This is a genomic window from Alkaliphilus serpentinus (genome assembly GCF_009017255.1).
Lineage (GTDB): Bacteria > Bacillota > Clostridia > Peptostreptococcales > Natronincolaceae > Alkaliphilus_D > Alkaliphilus_D serpentinus.
On sequence record NZ_WBZB01000014.1, the window covers coordinates 1 to 20,054 of the forward strand.

The window sequence follows — 20,054 nt, forward strand, 5'->3', positions numbered from 1 at the left end:
GAGCTTAGGATGAATTAACAAATCGGCTCCAGATATAATAAATTCAAATTCTTCGTATTTCTAAGAAAAACGGAGATATATAAAGAATAAATTTCAAAGAAAGAGATAGGGAGGAGATATATTTGAAGGATATAGAAATATTCAAAAGGGATATTAACCAGGTATTAGAAGAATTAAAGGTTGACCCAGACATCGGATTAAGGGATGAGGAGATCTCCAAAAGAAGAGAAAAATATGGCGAGAATGCTCTAACTAAAAAAAAGGGCCAGTCACTGTTGATGAAGTTTATCAATCAGTTTAAAAACTTTATGGTGATTATATTACTGATAGCTGCAGTAGTTTCCGGCTCCCTAGGTGAAATAAAGGATTCAATCATCATTGCCATTGTAGTAATCTTAAATGCTATTTTAGGACTCATTCAAGAAAACAAAGCAGAAAAATCCTTAGAGGCTTTGAAAAATATGACTACACCCTTAACCAAGGTAATGAGAAATAGCAAACTGATTCAGATAAAGTCTCCTGAGCTAGTACCCGGGGATATTGTCATTATCGAAAGCGGCGATTATATCCCCGCCGATGGAAGAATATTGGAGGAATCAAGCTTAAAGATAGAAGAATCAGCTCTAACAGGGGAATCCCTTCCAGTTGATAAGAATACAGAAGTGCCGGAGGGAGATAAGGTTCCTTTAGGTGACAGAAAAAACATGGTTTATTCCACCAGTATGGTAACCCACGGGAGGGGTAAAATTGTTGTTACCAATACAGGAATGGATACTGAAATCGGGAAAATTGCAAAGATGCTTGAAGCCGAAGAAAAGGTTAAAACCCCCTTACAAATAAAGCTGGAGGAGCTAGGGAAATACTTAGGGATACTAGCCCTATCGGTATGTGTTGTGATCTTCTTATTGGGTTATTTTCAAGGAAGACCGCCATTAGATATGTTTATGTTGGCTGTATCCTTGGCAGTAGCCGCAATTCCTGAGGGTTTGCCTGCAATTGTAACCATTGTACTATCCTTAGGGGTGCAAAGGATGATTAAGAAGAATGCCATTGTAAGGAGATTGCCAGCTGTTGAAACCTTAGGAACAGCATCTATTATTTGCTCCGATAAAACCGGAACCTTAACCCAAAACAAAATGACGGTAACAAAGCTATATGTCTATGACGAATTAGTAGATGCAGTAAATATCAAAGATATAAGTGATGCTACATCAAATAAAGTTGTTGAAATCGGTCTCCTCTGCAATGATGCCTCCATTTCCCAAGAAGGTGGAGAGAAGAAGGCAATTGGTGACCCCACAGAAACAGCACTGGTGGTACTAGCCCTTCAGAAGGGGCTACTAAAGAAGGAGCAGGAGGAGCTCAAGCCTAGAGTTAACGAAATTCCCTTTGATTCTGATAGAAAGCTGATGTCTACTATACATGAGACAGATGAGGGTTTACAGGTGTTTACTAAGGGAGCCCCCGATATTCTATTGGAGAGATGTAATAGGATTCTAATAAATCTTGAAGTAAAACCATTAACCGATGAAATAAAGGAAAAAATCAAGGCTTCTAATATAGGGATGGCCAATGAGGCCCTAAGGGTTTTAGCCTTTGCCTTTAGAGAGATTCAAGAGGCTCCTGAAAATCCCACCTCCGACAATATAGAGAAGGACTTGGTATTCGTTGGTCTAGTAGGAATGATTGACCCCCCAAGGGAAGAGGTGAAGGAGGCAGTTAAGAAATGTAGAATGGCTGGTATAAGGCCCATTATGATCACAGGAGATTACAAGCTGACGGCCCTAACCATCGGAAAAGAGCTAGGGATCCTGGAGGAAGGAAGCTCGGCAATTGAAGGAAAAGAGCTGGATGATTTATCTGATGATGAACTGATTAAAAACATCCACAAATATTCCATATATGCTAGGGTTTCTCCTGAGCATAAGGTTAGAATCGTAAAGGCCTGGCAAGCCAATGGTAGAATTGTTGCAATGACAGGAGATGGAGTAAATGATGCACCATCCCTGAAAACTGCCAATATAGGTTGTGCAATGGGTATAACAGGTACGGATGTCTCAAAGGAAGCTGCAGATATCATATTAACCGATGATAATTTTGCAACCATTGTTGCAGCGGTTGAAGAGGGTAGAAATATTTATGCCAACATTAAAAAATCTATACATTATCTATTATCCTGTAATATTGGAGAGATCGTTGCATTGTTCATAGCCCTTGTGCTAAATATTCCTAGCCCTTTAATTCCAATACATATTTTATGGATTAATCTAGTTACCGATAGCTTACCAGCCCTATCCTTAGGGATAGATCCCCCTGAGGCAGATATTATGAGTAAAAAGCCCAGGGATCCAAAGGAAAGTATTTTTTCTGAGAAGCTTGGATTTTTTATAGGAATAAGAGGAGTAATCATTGGATTGGTAACATTAATGGCCTTTTATACTGGATGGAATCATAGTGTAGAGGTGGGAAGAACAATGGCTTTCTTATCTTTAGCCTTCGCCCAGTTTGGGAACAGCATCAGTGTAAGGTCCTTAGATAAATCTTTATTGAAGATTGGAATCTTTAGTAATAGACATTTAATTGGTGCCATCTTTATTTCTTCAGTCTTGATGCTAACTGTTTTATTTGTACCTTTCCTAAGAAATGTCTTCGATCTAGCACTATTAAACTCAAACCAATGGATGATGGTAATTCTGTATTCGTTGATTCCATTAACAGCTGGGGAGATATTAAAACAACTGGTAAAATCTAAATAACCTTAAACACAATAATAGTAGTTCATAGGAGGATATCATGATATATGATTTAATCATAAAAAATGCTAAGTTAATAAATTATAATAACCTAGTGGATATAGCCATAAGTAATGGTCAGTTTAGCATAATCGGTAACAATTTAGAGCTACCCAGTAATCAAGTAATTGATGCTGAGGGCTGCCTTGTAATTCCGCCATATGTTCAATCCCATGTCCACTTAGATAGTGCCTTGACTTCAGGTGAGCCAAAATACAACCAAAGGGGAACCCTTTATGAGGGTATTGAAATATGGTCTGAAAGAAGAAAATCAATAACTAAGGAAGATATCATCACTAGAGCTACTGAAGCGATAAGATGGCATATTGGACAGGGAATTTTACATTTAAGATCCCATGTAGATATCAGTGACCCAAATTTAACTGCAGTTAAGGCATTGCTTGAGGTAAAGGAAAAAATGATGCCCTATATTACCCTGCAGTTGGTGGGATTTCCTCAAGAGGGAATTATGGACTACCCTAAAGCAGAAGAGCTTATGGAGGAGGCCTTAAAGCTGGGAATTGATGCTGTTGGAGGAGCCCCCCACTTAGAGTTTACAAGGGAGGACGGCATCGAGTCTATAAGGCGGATTTTTAAGCTTGCAGAAAAGTACGATAAATTAATTGATATTCATTGTGACGAAACAGATGATGAACAATCAAGATTTTTAGAAGTTGTAGCAGCTAACGCTATCAGAAGGGGTTTTCATCAGCGGGTAACTGCTAGCCATACAACAGCTATGCACTCCTACAACAATCCATATGCTGCAAAGGTTTTAGGTCTTTGTAAAAAATCGAAAATCAACTTCATAGCCAATCCCTTATCAAATATCACCCTACAGGGAAGGTTTGATACTTATCCCAAAAGAAGGGGTATAACGAGAGTAAAGGAAATTTCGGAGCTAGGGATCAATATAAGCCTAGGACATGATAATATTATGGACCCCTTCTATGGCTTGGGTACAGGAAATATGCTTCAGGTTGCAAATATGTGTATACACATCAGCCAACTAACAGGATTTAATGAGATAGAGAGGGTTTTTGATATGATAACCCATAATGGTGCTAAAACATTAAATATTGAAAGTAATTATGGGATAGAGATTGGAAAACCAGCAAGCTTAGTTATTTTAGATGCTATAGACCAAGTGGATGCTTTAAGGAGAATGGCAGTGGCCAAGACGGTTATAAGCAAAGGGGAGGTTGTTGCTGAAACACCTCCCCTAAGGACAACCGTTACCATCAATAAAAAAACTGAAGTGGTAAGCTACCGAAAGATTCAGTAGCCTACTAAGGGAGTGGTTTTCGAATTTCATCGCAGGCTAATCCGCAGGAACAACGCCTCAAACCTAATAATAAGGAATAAGAAGGCGGGAATTCTTCGTTAACCCTCTTAACCTCTTGGGCAAAGGCCTCTTTATCTGGAGGAACAGGCTTTAATGCATTTGCCTTCTCTTGACTATCGATGGATGCCCCTGGGGGAACAAAGCTATTTTTAGGAATGGTAACACCATTGGTTACAACGGAGTTTGAAGATACATACACACCTTCTTTAAGGTGGGCATTAAAAACAATAGAATTAAAGCCTATAAAGCAGTTATCCTCAATGTAACACGGCCCATGAATTGTAGAGCCATGGGCGCAGGACACACCATTTCCAATGAATATTGAATATAGCTTATTCTGTACTTTTACTCTTTCATCCTTGAGGCCATGGAGGATGACTCCATCTTGCAAATTGGTGTTTTTGCCAATATAGAAGGGATACCCTTCATCAGCTCTAATAGATACATTTGGTGCTATAAACACATTTTCATCTATTGTAACTGCCCCTATTATACTAGAGAAGGGTCCTACAAAGCTGGAGCTATGTATCCTTGGATAGTAAGAATAGGGAGCAAAGGAGGTTAGGGGGTTGGGGCTTATAAAGGCAGCATAAATGTTAAAGGGATAGATGCCCTGAAGGTTCATAAATCTACTCATAAATACACCTCGATTCAAATTAATGATGATTATATAATATGAAGTTTAACAATTAAAGGTGAAGGATATAACCTTTAAAAGAAGGATGGTAGGCTATAGGTCTTGCAATAGATCCATAAACTGCACCCATCTTGTATGACAATTAATGAATTCATACAAATTTGCCACATTTTCAACATAGTTATTCCAAATTCCTCTCCTATAATAAGGTTGTAACACAAATCAATTTTAAAGGAGAGATGAAATATGAAAAGAATAATTGCAATGGTTTTGATGGTGTGTATAGTTGCTTTAGGAGGGGGTAGTGTATATGCCCACACTGTAGAAGAAGCGACGCCATTAGAGGAGAACCTAAATGTCTTTGAAGGAGAGGGTGGATTTAAAGGGCAGAGAGGACAAAGAAGGTTTGACATTATAAAAGAGCTACGTGATGAAATACAGCAATTGAACCAGCTTAAAATTCAAAGATTAGAGCTAAAAATTGAAGTGACTGAAAGACAAGGTACAATTCTTGATTTAACCATTAATGCCAGAGAAAATCAAATGAAGGAAGAGCTTCAACAGGCAAAAGAAGTAAGACAAGAGATAAAAGACATTCATGATCAGTTGAAAGAATATAGAGAAGAAGTGAAGGCGGAAGTAGAAAGCTTTAGAGAAGCTGTAAAAAATCATGAAATAGAAGAGGCAAGGGAGCACATTGAGAATATCATCAACATTAAGACCACAATCAATAGTATGATTTCTGAAAAGATTCTTTTATTGGATGAGATCATAGAAATTTTAACTGTTGAAATTTAAGGTAAGGATTACAGATGATCTTAAAATAAAATTATCATAGGAGATAGGGGAACCTATCTCCCTTTACTTAAGAGGCTGGCTTTATATATAATAAACTTATAGGGGGGTGTCTGATGAAGAAGATTTTCGTTGTAGAGGATGAATTTAATATTCGGGATCTTATTAAAAGGTATCTCGAAAAGGAAGGCTATAATGTTATAACCTTTCAAGATGGCACTTTAATATTACAAGAAATCAAAAGATTGAAGCCAGATCTTTTAGTGTTGGATATAATGCTACCAGGTATTAATGGCTTAGAGCTTTGTAAGGAGATAAGAAAGGAAAGCAATATACCCATCATATTCGTATCAGCCCGTGATGAAGAGTTTGATAGAATTTTAGGATTAGAAATTGGTGGGGATGACTATCTATCAAAGCCCTTTAGCCCAAGGGAACTGGTGGCCAGAGTTAAGAACATCTTTAGACGGTTGCAAACTGCTATTATAGAAGACAAGGAAATTGAAGTTAAGGATATTAAGCTTTTTACAAGTAGACGATATGTAGAATGTAATGGTGAAGAGATTAAGCTGTCTAATAAAGAGTATGAACTATTTGAATTTCTATGCAAACATCAAAGCATCCCCTTTACGAGAGAGCAGCTACAGGAGAAGGTATGGGGTTATGAGTACATCTGTGATTCAAGAATTGTAGATGACCTTGTAAAACGCCTGAGGAAAAAATTAAAGGAAAAGGAATCCTTGGTAGATATCATAACTGTATGGGGATATGGGTATAAAATAGATGGCTAAGAAGGGAGGAATCGGAAAAAGTCTATTGGTGTCTTATTTTATATTACTTCTTGCCTTTATCATTGTTACGGGATTCACCTTTAATATTCTATCCAATAGGTACTTAATCAATGAAGCAAAAAAACAAATGCTGGAGGAAGGGAAGGCCATTGCCAATAAGCTAGAGGGTTGGACCTTAACGGAAATCGGGATAAGAGATCGATTAATGGCAAGACGTGAGTTGAGATTAGCCACCTCCAACCTTGAAGCCAAAATAATTGTCATAAATAGTGAAAGAAAGGTACTATTTGCAAATATTCAAGCAGGGGACCTATCAAAATATCAAAATATTATTAATGGTGGAAGGAGAGACCGGGACTATGTAATCTCACGTGTACCTATAAATAGCGATACTGGTAAAGCTGTAGGACAAGTTATTTTAGTAACGAAAACCCAGGATATAAAAGCTCTTAATTGGTTAATAGGTAGGGTGCAGCTATTTAGTCTTTTGATTGCGGGGATTATAGCAATAATAATGGCATTTGCCTTTGAAAATAAAATAACCTCACCAATAAAAAAACTAACTGGCTATATGCAAGGTTTTAATATAATCAAATCAAAGGCCTTGGAAATAAAAACAGGTGATGAAATAGAAGAGCTAGCAGAAACCTTTAATGAGCTAACCAACAAGTTAAGGGAATACGACGAGAAACAGATGCGGTTTTTGCAAAATACTTCCCATGAGCTAAAGACTCCCTTAATGTCTATACAAGGCTATGCAGAGGCCATCAAAGAGGGGATTGTAGAGGGGGATGAAATTACAAAGAGCCTTGACATCATTATTGAGGAAAGTAAGCGACTTAAAAAAACTGTGGATGAAGTGATATACTTAACTAGATTAGAGAGTACTGAGAATAGCTCCAATAGAAAGGCAATAGATTTAGGAGATTTAGTTCATCAATCAGTTGAAAAGGTTAGGGCAATTGCTAAAGAAGGGAATATTAGTATTTATATATCTGGCCAATATCCCGTAGCCAATATAAATGGAGATGAGATTTTAAGGGCAATAGTGAACATTTTAGGTAATTCCTTAAGGTTTGCCAATAGCCGCATCGATATAGAAGGTTCCCTTCAAAAGGGTTTTGTTGAGATTACTCTTAGAGATGATGGACCAGGCTTTAAGGAAGGAGAAGAAAAGATTGTCTTTGAACGCTTCTATAAGGGTGAAAAGGGCGGCACAGGGATTGGCTTAGCCATAGTAAAGGCCATAATCGAAGGCCATGGTGGAAGTGCAAAAGCAAAAAATGTACTACCCCATGGGGCCTGCTTTATTATACAGTTGCCTATAAGGAATGATAAATAAGTTAGTAGAAGATGAAAAAACCGAGACTATTCTCGGTTATTCTCTAATAATATCTTCTTTTTATAGAACTGTTACCCTTTTTAAGGAATAATTCTCATAAGCCCTATCTACAATGATTCTTTCTAAAATATCAACCAAACGATAGACCTCTTCGTAAGAAACATATAGGGCTGCAGGAGCTAATCTAATGACATTTGGCTCCCGATAATCAGGAATCACACCATTATCCCTTAAAGCTAGGCTTATTCGATAGGCCTCATCATGCTCTAGGCAAACATGACCTCCTCTACGGTGATCCTCCCGGGGGTTACCAATAGAATAGCCATATTTTGATAGCTTGGTATTAATTAAGAACATTAAATATGCTGTTATATGGAGGGATTTTTTTCGTACATTCTCTATACCAACCTCGTTGAAAAGATTTAAAACCCCGTCTAAAGGTGCCATCGAGAATATATTGTGGGTTCCGAGAAGCCATCCATTGGCATCTTTATCCTGATCAAAATCATGGCTCATTAAAAACTGACTTTCATCTTTATTTCCAAACCAACCTTTAAGGCCTGCACTTTTATGAAAGTTCTTTTTATTAATATACATCCCTGCTGTTGCTCCAGGACCAGCATTTAAGTATTTATAAGAGCACCATACAGCAAAGTCTGGATCAATTTTTTTAAAATCGTGGGGTACAGCTCCAATCGAGTGAGCCAAATCCCAACCAATAATAATCCCCCTTTTGTGGGCTTCACTAGTAATTAGCTCCATATCTAAAAGCTGTGCACTTCTGTAAAGTACTGAGGGTAATAAAATTAACGCCACATCTTCATTCATTCTTGAGATTATGTCCTCTTCAGAGATAGTACGACCATCTCTACTTTTAATCTTTGTTAAGACATCCTCAGGCTTGTACCCCTTAAGCTCAATAATACTTTTTAAAGCATAGATATCTGTTGGAAAGTTTAGTTCATCCACAACAATCTTATATCGTTCCTTTGTAGGCTGATAGAAGGTAGCTGCTGCCTGATGAATATTGGTGGTAATACTACCCATTACGATGATTTCTTCAGTATCTGCATTTATTAAAGGCTTCAGTTTTTCCGCAATAATTTTCGAAAAGCTAAAATACCGACCATTCTCAGCTCCCCAAATTTTAATTGCCTCCTTACGCCATACATTAAAAGCCTTTAATAAAGCTTCTTCGGCGTCCTTCGAGCATAACCCAAGGGAGTTTCCATCCATGTAGATTTCATCTTCATTTAAATAGAATCTATCTCTAAGGTAATGAAGAGTATCCAACCTATCTAATTCCTTCGCAAAGTCTAATCCATCCCTAAAGCTATAGTCCATTAATCTACCTCCTTAAAAGTTGTATACTTTTTATTAACTTCTAGCTCTATGGATCATTCTAAGATAAGATTTTTCAAAGCCCATTTTTTCATATAGCTTTATGGCCCTATTGTTATCCCGTTCTACATGAAGTGATATATTACCATTGGATAGTTCTATTGCCTTATTAAGGAGCTGTGTAGCAATACCCCTACCCTTTATTGTACGCTTTGTTGCTATATAGGCCAGGTGATATGTAGGGATGAAATTATCAAAACCCGTATTTACAACAACAGTCATTCCAGCCAATTCATTATTATAGTAGGACATTAGCACAAATCCATCCTCAAAGGCCGATTGTAGGGCATCCTTAATCTCATATTTAGGATCTGTATATTCCATTAGCCAATGGTCTAAGAGATCTACTATCTCATCTGTAGATAAATCTACCTCATTCCTTTCAACCTTTCTAACATCCAAGTCTATACGTCCATCATTTAATACGATGACATGGGTTCCATTTGATAACAGACCCTTTTCTGCAGATTTCATAAAGCCCGCTATGGCATAACCATTTTCGATGCTAAACTTAATGTTCTCTAGCTTTTTAAATTTATTGGTATAGGCTATTAGTTCCTCCTCACTAATACCGATAATTTTGCCGTTTGCATCATATATAGAGTCTAGAGCATCTTGAGCAATGGAGCTGTTAAAATTCAGCAAATGTCTATTATATTTAGTTACCTTTACGTTTTTCTGATCCTCTATGGGTAAAACTTTGTAGCTATCCTTTTTATAAGATTCGTAAATCATATTCCCTTCGTTTATGGTACAGCTATATAAAAGAGGGAGTCTTTTAATTTTTTGATTAATCCACAATTGTCTAAAGCCCAATGCTAAGCCTGAGGTTGAGAAGCCATAGCTCATTAAAGAAAATACTGTGTCTATATCCCCTTTAAGCTGGCTTTGAATCTCTTCTGCTATGAAGGATAATGCAGTCATATTTAAAATATTATTCTCTATACCTAGGCTAGAATTATACCAGCCCTTCTCCTCACACAATTCTCTGGAATAAACAACACAATCTGATGGAGTATCGCCATAGCTTATTACTTCAATATTATCCCTAACATATTCCTTATTTTTTAGCTCTTTACTATTGCTGGGAAAAACAAAAACACATTTAATATCATAAAACTGAGAGATTAAGGCCAAGGATTTTGCCAAAGGACCATGGGCCCCAACACATATGGTCTTCTTATTGATTGCAAGGGCATCTTTAATTAATAGATGGGCCAATCTGTCTATTCTTTGGCCAGAAGGATTATTTCCCTCAAGCTTTATGTATATTTTGGATATTCCCAATTCCTTTTCAAGGCCCTCTGCCCTTACCATAGGGGTTTTGCCTACCCTGTTTATAATGGTTTCCTTATTCATTTGTACTTCCTCCTTAAAATGTATAATTACTTGCATATCATATTTATATCCAATTATTTGGATATTATAGAGACGAATATCTATAATATCTTGATTTTATGGTAAAAGCCTTATACAGAAGAATTATTTACCTACAGGACTCCATTAATTTTTGTCGAATCTATACATTATGTAAACTTTCCTTATTGGAAAAAATGATAGACATCTATTGCCACAACAGAATTAGAGGAGAATCATAATGAGGAGAAGACAGCTACTAACTTTATTACAGGGTGGACAGCTTATCGTTTTTTATATAACCATTTCTTATATACTTCAATCAATGGTCCCATTCTTTATTTTTCAATATATGGCCCTAATGCTTATATTTATTTTTGTAAAATCCATCAAGGGATTTGTATTATTGATAGCCTATACTTTTGTTATGGGCACCGGTTATTTGCTTCTAGGATTTATAAAATCCTATGGAATACTCCTTCAAGGAGAAGCCATAATATTTCATCTTGCCTTTATCATAAATGCTTCATTAATTTATACAACAACCTATATTGCTAAGGGGTTGGAGGAGGAGAACTTAATTCTAAGAAAAAAAGTGGATGAATTAGAGGATTATGTAGGTCCATCGAATTTATTAACAAAGCAGGAATTTGAGAATAGAAGTAGTTTAATAAGGAGTGCAATGGCTAGGCGGGGAGAAGAAGGATATCAAATTATCATCTCTGTAGAAAAGATGAGTCCCTATATACAAAAATCAACCTTCAACACATTAACCAACATAGCATTAGAGGTATTTAGAAGCCAATACGACCTAGTTGGAAAATGGGATGATGATACCTTTATTTTGCTCCTCCAAAATACTGATGAGGAGGGAATGAGGATTGCTCTTAATAGATATTTATCAAAGATCAAGCTTAAAATGGATTTAGAAGAAGAAAACCTTATAATTAAAACCCAAGAAATTGGGTCAAAGGATAAGGGGATGGCCATATGAGTTATATATTATTAGTCAACTCCATGGTTTTTTCAAAGATTATCCTCTATTATTCCGTACTAACTATCTGCGGATTGTACTATCGCACTAGAAAAAGAGTAGTTAAGCCTTTAGTCAATTATCCAAGGGTGGATGTATTAATACCAGCCCACAACGAAGGTAGGGTTATTCAGCATACCCTAGAGGCAATGGTGGAATTAGATTACCCCGGAGAATTGTATATTTATTTATTAAATGATCATTCTCAGGATGAAACAGAGGACATTGCAGAAGCCTTTGCAAGGACATACAAGAATCTACACCATATTAGGGTTCCAAAGGGAGAACCAAAGGGTAAATCAAGGGTTTTAAACTATGGCCTTAGCATATCCAATTCAGAATATTTCGTTGTGTACGACGCCGATAATCAGCCAGAGCCACAGTCCTTAAGGCTTTTAGTTGAAGCTGCTGTCAATACTCCTAAGGCCGGCGGAGCCGTTGGATATGTAAGGACTGTTAATGAAAATAAAAATCTCCTTACTCGAATGATCTCTTTAGAGTTTCAAATTTTTCAACTGTTAATGCAATCGGGTAGATGGTTTTTGTTTAATACTGGTTCCTTAACGGGAACCAATATGCTGGTAAAACGCTCTACCCTAGCTGAGGTAGGGGATTATGATGTTTATGCACTGGCAGAGGATGCAGAGCTGACCTTAAGAATAACCAGTAGAGGACAGCTGCTTCCCATTGTACCAGAAGCAATTACCTGGGAACAGGAGCCTGAGGAGCTGGGGGTGCTTATTAAGCAACGGACAAGATGGCTACAGGGTAATTTATATCTCTTAGAAAAGATGTTTAGCTCCTTTGAGTATTATAAGGGAAAAATGCTGGTCCATACCCTACAACAAATTTTGGTGTATATTATTTTTCTTGTATTTTTAATGATTTCCCATGGATGGTTTATAGCAGGTCTATTGGGGATTATAAGTCCTAATATTCAACTACCATTTTTACTTATTTGGTATATGTCCTATCTAGTGTATACTTGTCAGGCCTTTAGTGCTCAGGTGGTGGAGGGGACGGCCTCACCAATAAATATGCTGGTGGGGTTTATTTCGTACTTTACCTATTGTCAGCTATTTATATTTCTCTTCTTTAGAAGCTTGTTCTATTATATTAAGGCAAGGAGAAGGAAGGAAGTTATAAAATGGGATAAAACCATTCGATTTTAGATTAAAGAAGAGGGCAGGTATTATGAGTTTTCATCATTATACCTGCCCTTTGTTTTGGGTTTTACCCCTTTATAGATTCCAAATACTCATCGTAGGTAATGCTTAAATCTGTCATACCTGTTGGGGTAATCTCAATAATCCTATTGGCTATTGTTTGAATAAACTGATGGTCATGGGAGGTGAAAAGAACATTACTTTTATAATCCCTAATGCCATTGTTTAATGCCGTAATAGATTCTAGGTCAAGATGGTTGGTGGGTTGGTCCAAAATGAGAACATTGGCGCTAGATAGCATCATTTTAGATAGCATACACCGAACCCTTTCACCTCCAGATAATACCTTCACATGCTTTAAGGCCTCTTCTCCTGAAAAAAGCATCTTACCTAAGAAGCCCCGAATATAGGTCTCAGATTTTTCTTCCGAGAACTGTCGTAACCAATCTACTAAACTAAGATTAACATCGTTAAAGTATTGGGAATTGTCCTTTGGGAAATAAGCCTTTGTTATGGTTACTCCCCATTTATAATATCCAGCATCGGCCTCCAGCTCTCCAGTTAAAATCTTAAATAGGGTTGAATTGATTAATTCGTTGGAGCCTATAAAGGCAATTTTATCTCCCTTATTAACGGTAAAGCTTACATTATCAAAGATCTTTTCTCCGTCAATTGATTTGGTTAGACCCTCCACCATTAATATATCGTTACCAACCTCTCGCTCTGGCTTAAAGCCCACATAGGGGTATCGACGGTTTGATGGCTGAATATCATCCAGACTAATTTTCTCTAGGATTTTCTTTCTGGAGGTAGCCTGCTTCGATTTAGATGCATTGGCACTAAAGCGAGCTATAAACTCCTGTAGCTGCTTTACTTTCTCTTCTTTTTTTCTATTTTGGTCCTTCATCATTTGAAGGGCCAATTGGCTGGATTCATACCAGAAGTCGTAGTTTCCTGCAAATAGCTTAATCTTTCCAAAATCCACATCCGCCATATGGGTACAAACCTTATTTAAGAAGTGTCTATCATGGGATACAACAATTACAGTACCATCAAAATTAATTAGAAATTCCTCCAACCAGCTGATGGACTTTATATCCAAATGGTTGGTGGGCTCATCTAAAATTAATATCCCTGGTTTACCAAATAATGCCTGGGCTAGTAATACCTTCACCTTTTCTGAACCTTGCAGTTCCGACATTTTTTTATAGTGGAGATCGGTATCAATGCCTAAGCCCTGTAGCAATGAAGAAGCATCAGATTCTGCCTCCCAACCATCCAGCTCGGCAAACTCTGCCTCCAACTCTGCGGCCCTCATGCCATCCTCGTCTGAAAAATCAGCCTTTCCATATAGGGCATCCTTTTCTTTAATAATTTGGTTGAGTTTCGGGTTACCCATAATAACTGTTTCCAGAACCTCTACACCGTCATATTGATAATGGTCCTGCTTTAAAACCGATACCCTAACTCCCGAGGTTATATGAACATCCCCAGTATTTGCTTCGATTTCACCAGACAATATCTTAAGAAAAGTACTTTTTCCAGCACCATTGGCTCCAATCACACCATAGCAATTGCCAGGGGTAAACTTTAAATGAACATCTTCAAAGAGCTTTCGCTCTCCATATCTTAAGCTTAAATTTGTAACATTTATCACGCCATTACCTTCCTCTACTAAAAATTCAAAAGACTGAGCCATTATATCATATATGAAAGAAATTTTCATCCAAAGAATTATTATGGGAAATTTCAAAAAAACTATCAGTAAGTTCGACATTAGCCAATAGCATAAAGGCAGCTAGAGGATTGTGGGGATAGTACCAATTGAACAATATTCCTCAGTAAGATTCAATCAGTTTACTAAGGTTTTGCATTTAAAATTAGGTATACAGCCTTCTAAAGCCATATAAAATAGTAACCTCATTCTATTTACAAGGTGTTATTTTATATTTTGGTACAAATTTTTATTAAAATAGGTTGATAAATAACGAATACAGGTTGTAAGAATAAACCATAATTGCTATAATTAAATCAAATTAGGACTTTTATCCTATAGCTTTGCAATATTGCTGTTTAGGAGGGTGCAAAATGGTACATACAAGTACATCTATTCAAAAATTAGATGAAATTGAGAGCTCTCAATTAATAGTATATACCCTTGGTAGATTTGAAGTAAATAGAGGTCATAATAAGCTATACCAATCCTCTAGTAGATCTAGAAAGCCATGGGACTTATTTAAATATATGGTTACAAACAAAAACAAAAATCTTTCTTTAGAAAAAATCTTTGATAATGTATTTATGGATGAGAATTATAATAATCCTCGCAATGTATTGAAGAACTCAGTGTATCGTCTTAGAAAACTACTGGAAGCAAAGGATAGCTTTAAATATAATTACATAATATTTAGCAACGAGTGTTATAGGCTTGATAGTAGTAATATTTGGATTGATGTAGATTGCTTCGAAAAGCTCATAGAAAATGCAGAACTGTTGAAGGATGTTAACCCCCAGGAGGCTATTTTGCTATACAAAGAAGCAATAGAATTATATACAGGAGATTATTTAAATGATAATAGCAATATGGATTGGGTTATACCTAGCAGAAGCTACTATAGAAGGCTTTATCTACAATGCTGCTTAGAGTTAACTCAACTATTCGATAATGAAAAGAAATATGATGAAATTTTAAAGGTTTGTGATCAGTTTATGAAGATAGAACCCTATGAAGAAGAAATCCATATCTGCTTTATGGGGGCTTTGATGATGAAGGGTCAAAATAAGGAGGCCCTTAAACACTATGAATATTGTACCAGTATCTTTTACAAGGTATTTGGGATTAAACCGTCAATAAAAATGAAGCGTCTTTATGAAAGTATGAAAAAGGATTACAATGGCCAGCACCTCTTAGCAATAAAAGCAAGCCTTTCTAGTTATAGCAAATGGTCAGGAGCTTTTTTCTGCGAGCCCCGGGTTTTTAAATCTATAATACAGCTAGAAAATAGAAAAAATGAAAGAAGTGGTGATGAAATCTATTTAGGGAGTATTATATTAAGAATCCATCAGTTCACCGATAGTAAGTATATACTTCAAATAATTGATTCTGTTAAGAAAATTATTGAAAATGATTTACGAAAGGGTGATGCCTATACCCAATGGGCAGATAATGAATTTTTAATAATGTTTGATGGTTTAAGAAGCCAACAGATAGATAAAGCTCTAAGGCGTGTTGTTAACCATATCGAAAGAGTTTTAAAGCTTGAGGGCATCAGAGTACATATAAAATTACTTTCACCAGAAGAATATAGGCATCTAGTATAAAGAGAAAAGTATAAAAATGAAAAAAACCATCGAAAAACTGTACAATTTGGTACAGTTTTTTATTTTTCATAAACATTGTGACTGGTTTATGACTGATATAAGACTAAGGGGTGACCGAAGAAGCTTATATTGTTAATAAGAGACTTTTAGTATAAATATCATATACAACCAATAATTAACAGTAAATGGATGGCTAAATGGCAGAGAGAGGGAGATGTCTATGAGTGGTATTAATGAAAATCGTAATACTGAAAAAAATAATTTAAAGAAACTAGCATTGGTTGGTGTTAAACCCCTTTCAATTACAGTGTTAGTACTATCCTTTTCTGTATACTCTTTAGGCATACCAAAAACACAAGCTTATTTTGTGCAGGAGATTAAAAATATTAGAGCTGCCATTTTTAATATTACCGACAGCACAGAGATTATTTCAGGAAGTATCAATTTTCAAGATCATAATGCTCAATTAACGGAATTTAATGTATTTAGCTCCCATGTTGAAGAAGTCCAAAGGGAGAGAGTAGTTGGGTATTTGCTTCTCCCAGATGGTTTTAATATAAAAGACATTAATTTAGACACTTTACAGCTTAAATTAGATAGTAATGACATTAAAATCAATTCTGTAGATTATATAGGTGGTCAGCTTGTAGTTGTATTAGATAAAGATTATTTATTAAACACCTTAGGCCATGGCAATTATCCTATAACATTGGAGGGTTTATTTAACAATGGATATTATCAGCTTAATGCTACAGGTACTCTTGAAGTTATAGACGAAGAATATTTAAAGCTTTTGGCTCGCTTAGAAGACCTAACTGAAGGAATTATTGAAGGCTTTAATAAGGCGGAAAATTTCCAAGGAATAGGCTTAGAAGAATTAGAAGAATTGGAAGCTAAGATAATGGAATATAATTCACTATCTGAAGCAGCTAATGAAGAATGGCTTGAAATGATTGAAGAGATAAAGGAAAGATATAATACCTATCTAGAGAATCTTAAGACTGCTGAAATGATAAATGCCGCTTATGAAGCATTGGATACGGCAATGGTAGCTAGAACTGATGAAGCAATTAATGATGCAATGGCATTAATAACAGCATTACCAGAGGGAAAAGAAAAAGAGCAATTAGCAAATGCAATTAATATTCTTATACAGGAGATTGCTGTCGAGGGTGAAGCACCAATAGAAGGCGAAGAACCTCCAGAAGAAGGTGAAGAGCCTCCAGAAGAAGGTGAAGAGCCCCCAGTAGAAGGCGAAGAGCCCCCAGAAGAAGGTGAAGAGCCTCCAGTAGAAGGTGAAGAGCCTCCAGTAGAAGGTGAAGAGCCCTCAGTAGAAAGTGAAGAGCCCTCAGTAGAAGGTGAAGAGCCCTCAGTAGAAGGTGAAGAGCCTCCAGTAGAGGGTGAGGAACCAACAGAGGGTGAAGACCCAGCGGATGGTGAATATCCTCCAGTAGAGGGTGAAGACCCAGTAGATGGTCAGGACCCACTAGCAGATGGTGAAGGAGAAAATACAAATCCTGTAATTAAAGATGAGGAAGAAAATTCCCTTGAAGATGGAGAGGTTACTGGTGGAGATGATACCAACTAGAATGAAGACTATATTGACGGATTAGCTATACACAAAGGAGATGATGATAATGGAAAACCATTCTACTGAGCTTCAAGGAGAAAATAAGGTTAGTAGTGGAACACAAAAGCTAAAGAATATTTCATCCAATATATTAATTGGGTTATTGGCAGTAATTATAATTAGTATGCTATTCTTATTATTTCAGAGCCGTAGGACAGCTGGACCGCCAAGTATTGCAGGCCACCAGATGTATATTGTTCTAAGTGGTAGTATGAGCCCAACTTTCAAAACCGGTAGTGTAATATTTGTTAAGGAAACAGATCCTACGGAAATAAAAGCAGAGGATGTTATTACCTATACGGGTCATGATGGTGGTGGAATAACTACCCATAGAGTAGTGGAGGTTATTAATGAAGGCCCTCTTAAATTTAAAACAAGGGGAGATGCCAACAATATGGATGATCCATTGCCCGTTCCAGCACAAAATGTAATGGGAGTGGTGAAGCTTTCAATCCCCTTAATCGGATACCTTTTTTCCTTTGCTAGATCAAAGGAGGGCTTTTTAATATTATTGATTGTCCCAGGAGTAATACTTATAATATCTCAGGCTAAAACTCTGATTAAGCATATAAAGGAAGCAAAAGCAGAGTAAAGCTTAAGGTTTAGATCTAAATTGGTGGAGGTGAAGTCCTTGAAGAAGGAATTATGGATAATAATAGCAATACTGATGATTGCAGCTACATTTATATTTGGTACGACAATGGCCTATTTCACTGGTGATGCACCAATTGATGATACTCCTTTTACCTTTGGAACCTTAAATCTTGAAGCCACCAACAATAGCCAGGTGGGTGGAGAATGGATACCCGTACCAGGAGATAACGTCAAGGTGGCTGAGTGGTCATTTACTAATACTGGTACAAAGGAAGCCTATGTAAGGGCAACAATAGAGCTTCAATTGATGAACTCAGGGGAAGAAATTCAGATTAATGAGAATTCTTTCTCGTGGAGTTTGATGAGTCAGGATTGGAAAGAAGAGAAAGATAAAGATAGTGGAGTTACATATTACTATTATACAGAGGTCATAGAACCAGATGAAACAGTAGAACTAAAATTACAGCTTGTATTAAATCAGATAAATGGAAGCATAATGGGTGGGGAATTTCAAGTAGATATAGAGGCTTTTGCAATACAGACATCAAATCATGCAGCATATTATAAGTGGGAAACTGAAATATACGGCAGACCTGCTCAATAATATAAAATAGGCAAACCTGTTGAAAAACAGGGACGCAAAGCTATAGGGCCTTTCATTTGAGTGGTAGCCTAGCCGCAAATTTAAAAATGGAGGTGTGTATGTGAGGAAAAAGATTGTATTCAGTGCTTTAACAATTGTTTTAGCAGCAGCCATGATTGTTGGTGGCACCATGGCATGGTTTACTTCATCAGTTAATGGAGGAGAGACCACCTTTACAGCTGGTACAGTACAGATTGAGGCAGGGCAAGAAATCGACATTCCAGATGATGACAATCATACTTGGATTGAAGGGGATATCTTTCCAAGGTGGGTTGTAGCAGCTGAACAGGGTCAAAGATTTGACGGAAGTGATGTATTACCTTCTAGATCAAATCCCAATGTAGTATTAACAGATGATAATCAGCAGGAGGGTGAAAACTTTTATAGTTTAGGCTTCGATGGATATATAGTTGTAGAATTTGATCACCTTATCTTTACAGGAGAGAAAGTTTCCATAATTACAGTAGTTGAGGAAACCGGAGGAAGATATCCACTAGAGAAGGCAAATATTTATGTTAGTACAACAGGGAATGAAGATGATTGGGTATATATAGATGTGGCGACCAACGATGGTACTAAAGTAGGAAATACAATAAAGAATACATTTGAGCTACCAAAGGATGTAGACTATGCAAGATACATAAAGCTAGTTGATATTACTGATAAAGAAGATTTTAAAGATCTTTCTAATAAAGATAAAAACGCAGCTGATGGTTTTGATGTTAATGTAATTTATGTAGAGGGTGGGCTAAAAGATAAAGACCATAACTGGAATCCTGGGGATACTGCTACAAAAGAATATACCGTGGTGAATACCGGAAGTAAAGATATTCATGTGCGTGCTCAACTAATAGGCCAATGGTATCAGTATAATGAAGAAACCTATGAATGGGTTACCTATGTACCAATTCCAGATTTAGACGTTGTAGAGATTAATGTTTGTGAAGTTGAGAGTCCTGACTGGTTCTATGATGAAGCTTCTGGCTACTTCTACTATACTGGTGAATTGGCTGGAACCTATGAAAGAAGTGATGAGGATATTATTGAAGCTACATTATGTGTTGAAATTCATATTAAAGGGGAAGAGACAGATAACCAGTACCAGGGTAAGCGATTTGTCATCTCAACAACCTTTGAGGCAATTCAGTCCTCCAATGGAGCGGCTGAAGAACACTGGCAAGTAAATTTATATAGTTTTGATGAATAAA

General features: G+C 36.7%; 16 protein-coding genes and 1 riboswitch. Of the genes, 12 read left to right on the forward strand and 4 right to left on the reverse strand.

What is annotated here, in order from left to right; genetic code table 11:
• Positions 1 to 122: 122 nt before the first annotated feature.
• On the forward strand, positions 123 to 2,756 hold the full coding sequence (locus F8153_RS05345; protein WP_151865341.1) for a calcium-translocating P-type ATPase, SERCA-type: 2,634 nt from the start codon (positions 123 to 125) through the stop codon (positions 2,754 to 2,756).
• Between the two features lie 37 nt (positions 2,757 to 2,793).
• On the forward strand, positions 2,794 to 4,077 hold the full coding sequence (gene codA, locus F8153_RS05350; RefSeq protein WP_151865342.1) for a cytosine deaminase: 1,284 nt from the start codon (positions 2,794 to 2,796) through the stop codon (positions 4,075 to 4,077).
• Between the two features lie 4 nt (positions 4,078 to 4,081).
• On the opposite strand, the gene F8153_RS05355 is transcribed toward codA, so the two are convergent.
• Positions 4,082 to 4,774, reverse strand: a complete 693-nt coding sequence (locus F8153_RS05355) for a DapH/DapD/GlmU-related protein (RefSeq protein ID WP_207707689.1) — start codon at positions 4,772 to 4,774, stop codon at positions 4,082 to 4,084.
• Between the two features lie 246 nt (positions 4,775 to 5,020).
• On the opposite strand from F8153_RS05355, the gene F8153_RS05360 reads away from it, so the two are divergent.
• From F8153_RS05360 to F8153_RS05370, 3 genes are all read left to right on the forward strand, one after another.
• The gene (locus F8153_RS05360; RefSeq protein ID WP_151865343.1) at positions 5,021 to 5,572 is read left to right on the forward strand and encodes a hypothetical protein; all 552 of its coding nucleotides are present in this window, start codon (positions 5,021 to 5,023) and stop codon (positions 5,570 to 5,572) included.
• Positions 5,573 to 5,685: 113 nt separating this feature from the next.
• Entirely contained in the window at positions 5,686 to 6,360 is a 675-nt protein-coding gene (locus F8153_RS05365) for a response regulator transcription factor (RefSeq protein WP_151865344.1), read from the forward strand.
• Positions 6,353 to 7,702, forward strand: coding sequence for a sensor histidine kinase (locus F8153_RS05370; RefSeq protein WP_151865345.1), 1,350 nt, complete (start codon positions 6,353 to 6,355; stop codon positions 7,700 to 7,702). The genes F8153_RS05365 and F8153_RS05370 overlap by 8 nt, the downstream gene beginning before the upstream one ends.
• 60 nt (positions 7,703 to 7,762) lie before the next feature.
• Here F8153_RS05370 and kynU read toward each other — a convergent pair whose 3' ends face one another.
• The gene (gene kynU / locus F8153_RS05375; protein ID WP_151865346.1) at positions 7,763 to 9,046 is read right to left on the reverse strand and encodes a kynureninase; all 1,284 of its coding nucleotides are present in this window, start codon (positions 9,044 to 9,046) and stop codon (positions 7,763 to 7,765) included.
• A gap of 33 nt (positions 9,047 to 9,079) precedes the next feature.
• Positions 9,080 to 10,462, reverse strand: coding sequence for a pyridoxal-phosphate dependent enzyme (locus F8153_RS05380; RefSeq protein WP_151865347.1), 1,383 nt, complete (start codon positions 10,460 to 10,462; stop codon positions 9,080 to 9,082).
• A gap of 238 nt (positions 10,463 to 10,700) precedes the next feature.
• On the opposite strand from F8153_RS05380, the gene F8153_RS05385 reads away from it, so the two are divergent.
• Together F8153_RS05385 and F8153_RS05390 are read left to right on the forward strand one after the other, a co-directional pair.
• Entirely contained in the window at positions 10,701 to 11,453 is a 753-nt protein-coding gene (locus F8153_RS05385; RefSeq protein ID WP_151865348.1) for a hypothetical protein, read from the forward strand.
• Entirely contained in the window at positions 11,450 to 12,664 is a 1,215-nt protein-coding gene (locus F8153_RS05390) for a glycosyltransferase family 2 protein (RefSeq protein WP_151865349.1), read from the forward strand. Before F8153_RS05385 ends, F8153_RS05390 begins: the two co-directional genes overlap by 4 nt.
• A 61-nt stretch (positions 12,665 to 12,725) precedes the next feature.
• On the opposite strand, the gene F8153_RS05395 is transcribed toward F8153_RS05390, so the two are convergent.
• Entirely contained in the window at positions 12,726 to 14,315 is a 1,590-nt protein-coding gene (locus tag F8153_RS05395) for an ABC-F family ATP-binding cassette domain-containing protein (RefSeq protein ID WP_151865350.1), read from the reverse strand.
• A gap of 431 nt (positions 14,316 to 14,746) precedes the next feature.
• Between F8153_RS05395 and F8153_RS05400 the strand changes: the two genes are divergently transcribed.
• From F8153_RS05400 to F8153_RS05420, 5 genes are all read left to right on the forward strand, one after another.
• Complete coding sequence (locus tag F8153_RS05400; RefSeq protein WP_151865351.1) at positions 14,747 to 15,979, forward strand: AfsR/SARP family transcriptional regulator; 1,233 nt, start codon at positions 14,747 to 14,749, stop codon at positions 15,977 to 15,979.
• 220 nt (positions 15,980 to 16,199) lie between these two features.
• The gene (locus F8153_RS05405) at positions 16,200 to 17,567 is read left to right on the forward strand and encodes a hypothetical protein (RefSeq protein ID WP_151865352.1); all 1,368 of its coding nucleotides are present in this window, start codon (positions 16,200 to 16,202) and stop codon (positions 17,565 to 17,567) included.
• A gap of 49 nt (positions 17,568 to 17,616) precedes the next feature.
• Positions 17,617 to 18,201 carry a signal peptidase I gene (locus tag F8153_RS05410; protein ID WP_192929673.1) on the forward strand — a complete coding sequence of 195 codons (585 nt, stop codon included), beginning with the start codon at positions 17,617 to 17,619 and terminating at the stop codon, positions 18,199 to 18,201.
• A gap of 39 nt (positions 18,202 to 18,240) precedes the next feature.
• Positions 18,241 to 18,807 (forward strand): hypothetical protein, encoded by a 567-nt coding sequence (locus tag F8153_RS05415; RefSeq protein ID WP_151865354.1) that lies wholly within the window; start codon positions 18,241 to 18,243, stop codon positions 18,805 to 18,807.
• Positions 18,807 to 18,887, forward strand: a riboswitch (cyclic di-GMP riboswitch). Its footprint overlaps the gene before it by 1 nt.
• Positions 18,888 to 18,907: 20 nt before the next feature.
• Positions 18,908 to 20,053 carry a SipW-dependent-type signal peptide-containing protein gene (locus F8153_RS05420; RefSeq protein WP_192929674.1) on the forward strand — a complete coding sequence of 382 codons (1,146 nt, stop codon included), beginning with the start codon at positions 18,908 to 18,910 and terminating at the stop codon, positions 20,051 to 20,053.
• The last annotated feature ends 1 nt before the right edge of the window (position 20,054 follow it).

Bases quoted from the DNA above. Each gene is read 5' to 3' on its own strand.
- codA (WP_151865342.1), top strand. From the start codon at position 2,794: ATGATATATGATTTAATCATAAAAAATGCTAAGTTAATAAATTATAAT.
- F8153_RS05355 (WP_207707689.1), bottom strand. From the start codon at position 4,774: ATGAGTAGATTTATGAACCTTCAGGGCATCTATCCCTTTAACATTTAT.
- F8153_RS05360 (WP_151865343.1), top strand. From the start codon at position 5,021: ATGAAAAGAATAATTGCAATGGTTTTGATGGTGTGTATAGTTGCTTTA.
- F8153_RS05365 (WP_151865344.1), top strand. From the start codon at position 5,686: ATGAAGAAGATTTTCGTTGTAGAGGATGAATTTAATATTCGGGATCTT.
- F8153_RS05370 (WP_151865345.1), top strand. From the start codon at position 6,353: ATGGCTAAGAAGGGAGGAATCGGAAAAAGTCTATTGGTGTCTTATTTT.
- kynU (WP_151865346.1), bottom strand. From the start codon at position 9,046: ATGGACTATAGCTTTAGGGATGGATTAGACTTTGCGAAGGAATTAGAT.
- F8153_RS05380 (WP_151865347.1), bottom strand. From the start codon at position 10,462: ATGAATAAGGAAACCATTATAAACAGGGTAGGCAAAACCCCTATGGTA.
- F8153_RS05385 (WP_151865348.1), top strand. From the start codon at position 10,701: ATGAGGAGAAGACAGCTACTAACTTTATTACAGGGTGGACAGCTTATC.
- F8153_RS05390 (WP_151865349.1), top strand. From the start codon at position 11,450: ATGAGTTATATATTATTAGTCAACTCCATGGTTTTTTCAAAGATTATC.
- F8153_RS05400 (WP_151865351.1), top strand. From the start codon at position 14,747: ATGGTACATACAAGTACATCTATTCAAAAATTAGATGAAATTGAGAGC.
- F8153_RS05405 (WP_151865352.1), top strand. From the start codon at position 16,200: ATGAGTGGTATTAATGAAAATCGTAATACTGAAAAAAATAATTTAAAG.
- F8153_RS05410 (WP_192929673.1), top strand. From the start codon at position 17,617: ATGGAAAACCATTCTACTGAGCTTCAAGGAGAAAATAAGGTTAGTAGT.